At 69.0% G+C, this 7,988-nt stretch carries 5 protein-coding genes; 1 reads left to right on the top strand and 4 read right to left on the bottom strand.

Going from position 1 to position 7,988, the window contains the following annotated elements:
• Positions 1 to 281 precede the first annotated feature (281 nt).
• Positions 282 to 1,577 (top strand): dicarboxylate/amino acid:cation symporter, encoded by a 1,296-nt coding sequence (locus ER13_RS14475; protein WP_035310338.1) that lies wholly within the window; start codon positions 282 to 284, stop codon positions 1,575 to 1,577.
• On the opposite strand, the gene ER13_RS14470 is transcribed toward ER13_RS14475, so the two are convergent.
• The 4 genes from ER13_RS14470 to ER13_RS14455 form a co-directional block, all read right to left on the bottom strand.
• A complete protein-coding gene (locus ER13_RS14470) occupies positions 1,574 to 2,872 on the bottom strand; it encodes a M20 family metallopeptidase (protein ID WP_035310336.1) in 1,299 nt (432 codons plus the stop codon). The two genes, ER13_RS14475 and ER13_RS14470, sit on opposite strands and share 4 nt — an antisense overlap.
• Before the next feature lie 76 nt (positions 2,873 to 2,948).
• Entirely contained in the window at positions 2,949 to 4,244 is a 1,296-nt protein-coding gene (locus tag ER13_RS14465) for a glycosyltransferase (protein ID WP_035310334.1), read from the bottom strand.
• Positions 4,244 to 7,543 carry a carbamoyl-phosphate synthase large subunit gene (gene carB, locus ER13_RS14460; RefSeq protein WP_035310332.1) on the bottom strand — a complete coding sequence of 1,100 codons (3,300 nt, stop codon included), beginning with the start codon at positions 7,541 to 7,543 and terminating at the stop codon, positions 4,244 to 4,246. The genes ER13_RS14465 and carB overlap by 1 nt, the downstream gene beginning before the upstream one ends.
• Positions 7,544 to 7,568: 25 nt before the next feature.
• Positions 7,569 to 7,943, bottom strand: a complete 375-nt coding sequence (locus tag ER13_RS14455) for a ribonuclease E inhibitor RraB (protein ID WP_230307711.1) — start codon at positions 7,941 to 7,943, stop codon at positions 7,569 to 7,571.
• Positions 7,944 to 7,988: the final 45 nt, after the last annotated feature.

Here is a 7,988-nt window from a genome sequence, read left to right as displayed (position 1 = left end):
GACCTTGGGGGGGGCGCCCTCGCGTCGGCTGCGCCAGACCTCATAGGCCAGGGTGGCCAGGGCCAGCTTGCCGGCGTGACGCCCGGCGACGCGGCGGCCGCCCCGGGACAGCAGCAGGCCGCCGAGCAGGGGAACGAGTTTGTGCAGACGGGACATGGAATCTCCTTCGTCGGCTCAACGCCTCGGCCGGCGGCGCGTTTCGACCTGCGACGACATGAACTGAAGGCCGATCACAGAAGGTTTGGCGCGCGCGACGGCGAAAGCGATGCTAGCCGTGCGTCATGAACAGATCTCGCGTCGCCGCCTTCTTCACCTCGCTGAGCTTTTTCGTCATCGCGGCCCTGGCCGCCGGCGTCGTCGTCGGCGCCCTGGCGCAGGAGGCTGACGCCCCCTGGCTGACCGGCGCGCTGGGCGTGGTCGAGAGCCTGGGCCAGGTGTGGTTGAACGCCCTGCGGATGACCGTCATCCCCCTGGTGTTCAGCCTGCTGGTGACGGGCATCGTCTCGATCGCCGACGCGGCGGCGACGGGGCGGATCGCGGTGCGGGCGTTGACGGTGTTCGGCCTGCTGCTGGTCGGGGCGACCGTTTATGCGATTCTGGCGGGCCTGGGGCTGCTGGCCTTGTGGCCCATTGATCCGGAGGCGGGGCGGGCCCTGCTGGCCGGGGTTCCGGCGGATTCGCTGGCGACGGTGGGCGAGGCGGCGCGGACCGACGGCCTGCGCGCCTTCCTGGCCAGTCTGGCGCCGGCCAATCTGATCAAGGCGGCGGCGGACGACGGGGTCCTGGCCGTGGTGGTCTTCGCCCTGGCCTTCGGTTTCGCCGCGACCCGGATCAAGGCCGAGCTGCGCCGGCCCCTGGCGGGCTTTTTCGAGGCGGTGGCCGAGACCCTGGTGGTGATCGTCCACTGGGTGCTGCTGGCCGCGCCGTTCGGGGTGTTCGCCCTGGCGCTGGGCGTGGGCCTGAGAGCGGGCCTGGGGGTGGCGGGCACCCTGGCCCATTATGTCGCCATCGTCTGCCTGAGCCAGATCGGCCTGATCCTGATCATCTATGTCGTCGCCGTCGTCTGGGGGCGGATCTCGCTGGGCCGGTTCGCGCGCGCCGTGGCCCCGGCCCAGGTGGTGGCGGTCTCGACCCAGTCGTCGCTGGCCAGCCTGCCGGTGATGATCGAGCGGGCGCGCGACTGGCTGGGCGTGCCCCAGACCTCGGCGGGTCTGGTCCTGCCGCTGGCGGTGGCGGTGTTCCGCATCACCAGCCCGGTCGCCAATCTGGCGGTCTGTCTGTATGTCGCCCAGCTGAACGGGGTGGAGCTGAGCCTGACCGCCCTGATCGCCGGCGGGCTGACGGCCATCGCCGTGTCCATCGCCTCGGTCGGCCTGCCGGGCCAGGTCAGCTTCTTCGCCAGCGTCGGCCCCATCTGCCTGGCCATGGGCCTGCCGCCGGGGGTGCTGCCCCTGCTGCTGGCGGTCGAGGTCATCCCCGACATCTTCCGCACCGTCGGCAATGTCACCGGCGACCTGGCCGCGATGCGGATCGTGGCGGGCGAGGATCGGGAAGAAGAGGCGGCCGAAGCCGCCTAGTTGACCTCCGCGACCGAGGCGGCGACGCCCAGGGTGACGGCCGGTTCCGGCGTGATCTTGAACAGGGGGGAGTGGTGGCCGGCGGCCTGCTCCAGCTCGGCCTCGGGCGTGCCGCCGACGCTGAAATAGACGCCCTTCACCCCGGTCTCGGGCTGGACGAAATAGGCGAAGTCCTCGGCCCCCATGCCGCCGCGCGGCGTGTCGCGCAGCACGTCGGGGCCGAAGGTCGAGGCGAAGATGTCGCGCACCCGCTGGGCGGTCTCGCGATCGTTGATGGTCGCCGGCGTGGTCTCGGTGGCCGAACGGGTCACGACGGGCAGTCGGTCCTCGGGCACGTTCAGGGCCAGGGCCGTGTTGCGGGCCACCCGGTCGATGCCGTCCAGCAGGGTCGTGCGGACCTCGGGGCTGTCGGCGCGGACGGTCAGTTGCAGATCGACCTGTTCGGGAATGATATTGTGCTTGATGCCGCCGTGGATCGATCCGACGGTGACGACCGCCCCCTCCAGCGGACTGACCTCGCGGCTGCGCAGGGTCTGGAGCGAGACCACGATCTGGGACGCGACCAGCACCGGATCGACCCCCAGGTGCGGATAGGCGCCGTGCGTGCCCACGCCGCGCACCGCGATGTCGACGCTGTCCGAGCTGGACGAGGTGATGTCCAGCGGGGCCTCGATCTTGCCGGTCGGGGTGTCGGCCGAGACGTGGAAGGCCAGGGCGTAGTCCGGCTTGGGGAAGCGGGTGTAGAGGCCGTCCTGCATCATGGCCCGGGCGCCGAAGATCCGCTCTTCCGCCGGCTGGCCGATCAGGACCAGGGTGCCGGACCAGTTGGCCTTGCGCGCCGCCATCTGGCGGGCCGTGCCGACCAGGGCCGTGATGTGCACATCGTGGCCGCAGGCGTGCATGACGGGCTTTTCGACCCCGTCGGCGTCCAGCTGGCGCGCCGTCGAGGCGTTGGCCAGGCCCGAGCGTTCCTGCAGCGGCAGGCCGTCCATGTCGGCGCGGATCATGACGGTGGGCCCGTCGCCGTTCTTCAACACGGCGACCACGCCCGTGCCGCCGACGCCGGTCGTGACCTGATAGCCCAGGGCCGTCAGCTCGCGCGCCAGCCGCGCCGAGGTCTGGACCTCCTGCCCCGACAGTTCGGGATTGCGGTGGAACCAGTCGAACAGGGTCGCGAGATTGGCGTCATAATCCGCCTGCACCGCCGCCTTCAGACCGGCGTCCTGCGCCAGGGCGGGCGTGCTGCACGCCAGGGCGAGAACCATCGCCGTCGTCGTCAGTATCGCGCGTTTCATGTTCGATCCCCCAAGTCCCCGCAGAGACCTTAGACCGGGATCGCCGCGAGGCAAGGGGCGCCCCATTGAGGTTTGCTCACGAGGGGCGGAGGAGGGCGCTGATGCGCTCCGCCGCGTTGGCGGCGCCGTCCTGGGCGCGGCCCTGAGGGGCGATCGCCTCGGCGCGGGCCGAAACCAGCGGATCCTCCGCCAGCGCGCGAAGGGCCGCCGCGACCGTCTCAGATCTGTAGCGAGGTCGCGCCAGCGACCGACCGCAGCCCAGCCGAACCACGCGGGCGGCGTTGTCGTACTGGTCGCCGAGGTGAGGCACGACCAGTTGCGGGCGACCGCTGCTCAGGGCCTGATGGACGGTGCCGATCCCGCCCTGATGCACGATCGCCGCCGCGCGGGGGAACAGAATGGAGAAGGGGGCGTAGGCCGCAACATGGATGCCGGGGTCGGCTTCGGCCAAGGTTCGGTCGCCGTCGGGACCCACCAGCAGGACGGCGCGACGGCCTAGTCGGCGGGCGGCCTTCAGGCTCTCGACATAGAAGTCGCCGGGGATGTTCACCGCCGCGCTGCCGAGGGTGAAGACCAGCGGCGGAGGCCCGGCCTTCAGGAAGGCCTCTAGCTCGGGAGAAAGGGCGGAGGGCGCGCCGGTCTCGCTGTCATAGGCGGCGTAGCCGACGACGTCGAAGTTGGGAGCGGCGTCGGCTTGGCGGGGGCTCAGCAGGGGCGAGTAGAGGCCCAGATACAGGTCCGCCGAACGGCCTGCGTCGAAGACGATGTTGTCCTTGGTCTGCGGCAGACCCAGCGAGGCGCGGATGGCGTTCATCGGCGCGGTCCAGCGGGCCGTGCTCATGCGACCGAGCGTCCTGGTGAGATCATTCAGCCAGAGTTGAGGCCCGCTGGTCGCCGGTTTCAGCCAGGGCGCGGCGGGAAGGAAGGGCGGGTCGTAACGCGAGAAGACCATGGTCGGCTGGAGCGACACGGCCACGCAGGGAATGCGCCAGTGCTCGGCCGCAAACTGCGCCCCGATGGCGAGGGTGGAGCCCACGACGGCGGCGGCGCCCTCGGTGACGGCGATCAGCTGTCGGGCGGCGTCTTCGGCCCGAGGCAGCAGGATTTCGCCGAACAGGAAGCGATCAGACTTGGCGATGGCGGCGGTCAGGGCCGACAGGTCCATGCCGGTCTCGCGCGTCAGGTCGGCGATGCTGGGGCCGACCTGATGAAAGGTCAGACCCGCCGCCTCGATCTTGTCGCGATAATCGACAGCCGTGGCGATCCCGACGTCATGGCCGAGCGACTGCAGGGCGCGGCCCAGGGCGATGAAGGGGTGCAGATCCCCGAGGGAGCCGCCGGTCGCCAGAACGATGCGACCGGCGGCCTCCATCAGGCGTAGTCCTGGATCGGTCGGACATCCAGGTCGCCGGCCTTGATGGCGCCGATGGCCTGGGCCGCCGCCAGGGCGCCGGCGGTGGTGGTGTAGTAGGGGATCTTCATCATCAGGGCGGTGCGGCGCAGGCTGAAGCTGTCCTGCAGCGACTGTTTGCCCGAGGTGGTGTTGAAGACCAGGTGGACCTCGCCGTTCTTCATGGCGTCCACGATGTGCGGGCGGCCTTCCAGCACCTTCTTGACCAGGCCGACCTCGATCCCCTGGGTCGCCAGATAGTCGCGGGTGCCGCTGGTGGCGATGATGGAGAAGCCTTCGGATTGCAGGGTCTTCACCGCATCGATGATGAAGGGCTTGTCGTCCTCCTTGACCGAGACGAAGGCGCAGCCGGCCGTGGGCAGGGTGGTGCCGCCGCCGATCTGGGACTTGGCGAAGGCGCGGGCGAAGGCGGGGGCCATGTCGGCCTCGCCCTCACGCTTCCAGTCCAGGCCCATGACCTCGCCGGTCGAGCGCATTTCCGGGCCCAGGATGGTGTCCACCCCGGCGAAGCGGGCGAAGGGGAAGACGGCTTCCTTGACCGCGATATGGTCATAGGGCTTGTCGGTCAGGCCGAAGGATTTCAGCGGCACGCCGGCCATGACCTTGGCGGCGATGGAGGCGATCGGCTGGCCGATGGTCTTGGCCACGAAGGGCGCCGTGCGGGACGCGCGCGGGTTGACCTCCAGCACGAAGATGCGCGGGTTCTCGCTGTGCGGCTCCTCGATGGCGAACTGGACGTTCATCAGGCCGCGGACCTTCAGGGCCTTGGCCATTTCGGTGGTCTGGCGCTTCAGCTCAGCCACCGTCTCGGCCGACAGGGACCAGGGCGGCATGGAGCAGGCGCTGTCGCCCGAGTGGACGCCGGCTTCCTCGATATGTTCCAGCACGCCGGCGACGAAGACGGTCTCGTCGTCGCACAGGGCGTCCACGTCCACCTCGGTGGCGCGGTTCAGATAATGGTCGATCAGGACGGGGTCGGAGCCCGAGACGCGCATGGCCTCGTGGACGTAGCGGTCCAGCTGCTCGCGGTCGTGGACGATCATCATGCCGCGGCCGCCCAGGACGTAGGAGGGGCGCAGGACGACGGGGTAGCCGACCTCTTCCGCCTTCTGCGCGGCCTCCTCGGCGCTGCGGGCCAGGCCGTTGGGCGGTTGTTTCAGGCCGATGGCCTCCAGCATCTGCTGGAACCGCTCGCGGTCCTCGGCCAGGTCGATGGAGTCGACGCTGGTGCCCAGGACGGGGATATTGTCCTCTTGCAGGGCGTGGGCCAGCTTGAGCGGGGTCTGGCCGCCGAACTGGACGACGCAGCCGATGAGGTCGCCGTTCGAACGTTCGACCTCGATCAGCTCCAGCACGTCCTCGGCCGTCAGGGGCTCGAAATACAGGCGGTCGGAGGTGTCGTAGTCGGTCGAGACGGTCTCGGGGTTGCAGTTGACCATGATCGACTCGACGCCGATGTCGTCGAAGGCGAAGGCCGCGTGGCAGCAGCAGTAGTCGAACTCGATCCCCTGGCCGATCCGGTTCGGACCGCCGCCCAGGATGATGGCCTTCTTCTTGTCCGACGGCTGGGACTCGCACTCGGGGATCTGGCCCAGGGCGCCGGTCTCATAGGTCGAATACATATAGGCGGTGGCGCTGGCGAACTCGGCCGCGCAGGTGTCGATCCGCTTGAACACCGGGCGGACGTTCAGGCCGCGACGGGCCAGGCGCACGGCCTTTTCCGTGGACCCGACAAGATGGGCCAGGCGGGCGTCGGAGAAGCCCTTGGCCTTCAGGCGGCGGAACTCGGTCGGGTCGGTCGGCAGGCCCTTGACCCGGACATGGCCTTCCTCGCGCACGATGTCGGCGATCTGGCGCAGGAACCACGGCTCGTAGGAGCAGGCGGCGTTGACCTCTTCGACCGTCAGGCCGTGGCGGAAGGCCTGGGCGATGACGCGGATGCGGTCGGGCGTAGGGATGCCCAGGGCGCGGACCACGGCGGCGCGGGCGGCGCCGGCGTCCTCGACGTCAGCGACGCCTTCGATCTCGATCTCGTCGAAGCCGGACAGGCCGGTCTCAAGCCCGCGAAGGGCCTTCTGCATCGATTCCTGGAATGTGCGGCCGATGGCCATGACCTCGCCCACCGACTTCATCGAGGTGCCCAGCAGGGGCTCCGAGCCGGGGTATTTCTCGAAGGCGAAGCGGGGGATCTTGGTGACGACATAGTCGATGCTCGGCTCGAAGCTGGCCGGCGTGACCTGGGTGATGTCGTTTTGCAGTTCGTCCAGGGTGTAGCCGACGGCCAGACGGGCCGCGACCTTGGCGATGGGGAAGCCGGTGGCCTTGGAGGCCAGGGCGGACGAGCGCGACACGCGCGGGTTCATCTCGATCACCACCATCCGGCCGTCGGCCGGATTGATGGCCCACTGGACGTTCGATCCGCCGGTCTCGACGCCGATCTCGCGAAGGACGTTGATCGAGCCGGTCCGCATCCGCTGATATTCCTTGTCGGTCAGCGTCAGGGCAGGGGCGACGGTGATGGAGTCGCCCGTGTGGACGCCCATCGGGTCGATGTTCTCGATCGAGCAGATGATGATGCAGTTGTCCGCCGTGTCGCGGACGACCTCCATCTCGTATTCCTTCCAGCCCAGCACCGATTCCTCGATCAGGACTTCGGTGGTCGGCGACAGGTCGAGGCCGCGCAGGACGATCTCCTCGAACTCCTCGCGGTTGAAGGCGATGCCGCCGCCGGTGCCGGCCAGGGTGAAGGAGGGACGAATGACGGCGGGCAGGCCGACGAACTCCAGCCCCTCCAGCGCCTCTTCCATCGAATGGGCGGCCTTGGAGCGGGGGCTTTCAAGGCCCAGCTTGTCCATGGCGTCACGGAATTTCTGGCGATCCTCGGCCTTGTCGATCACGTCGGCCTTCGCGCCGATCATCTCGACTCCGTATTTCGCCAGCGCGCCCGAGGCGTCCAGGGCCAGGGCGGTGTTCAGCGCCGTCTGGCCGCCCATGGTCGGCAGAAGCGCGTCGGGGCGCTCCTTGGCGATGATCTTCTCGACCATCTCGGGCGTGATCGGCTCGATATAGGTGGCGTCGGCCACCTCGGGGTCGGTCATGATGGTGGCGGGGTTCGAGTTGACCAGGATGACCCGGTACCCCTCGGCCTTCAGCGCCTTGCAGGCCTGGACGCCGGAATAGTCGAACTCGCACGCCTGACCGATGACGATCGGGCCGGCGCCGATGATGAGGATGGACTTTATGTCTGTGCGCTTGGGCATCGCCAGCTCTTCTTCTTATTGAACGCTAATGGGTCACGACCGCGCATTCCCAGCCGTCGTACTCCAGCTGGAAGGCCGCGGCCCAGGTCTGCATCATGGACGAGACGGGAGCGAAACTCTCCGCGTCGACGGCCATGGTGGTCTCGAGAATCGTCATGTCGCCGTCGCCGCGCGCGATGAAGCCGGCGCGCCGCGCCACCTCGCACAGGTCGCCATGGGCGTCTTCGTCGCCCAGGAAGAAGAACAGCGTGTGGCGCGGCGTCACGCCGCTGTCGCCCTGTTCGGCCAGCGCCGCGCGCACCATGGCGTCGCGTTCGTCATGACTGATGTCCGAGGCGTCCAAGGGGCGACGTCTTCCTTCGTAGTTTGCGCGCGCGTAGCCGCCGCAGGGCGTCGCCATGCGGAGCTCGCGTCGGGTTGTCGGTTAAGCGGCCCGTTTAGAGAG

The sequence above is a fragment of the Brevundimonas sp. EAKA genome, from assembly GCF_000698025.1.
Taxonomy (GTDB): Bacteria; Pseudomonadota; Alphaproteobacteria; order Caulobacterales; family Caulobacteraceae; genus Brevundimonas; species Brevundimonas mediterranea_A.
This window is presented reverse-complemented; position numbering and strand designations above follow the sequence as displayed.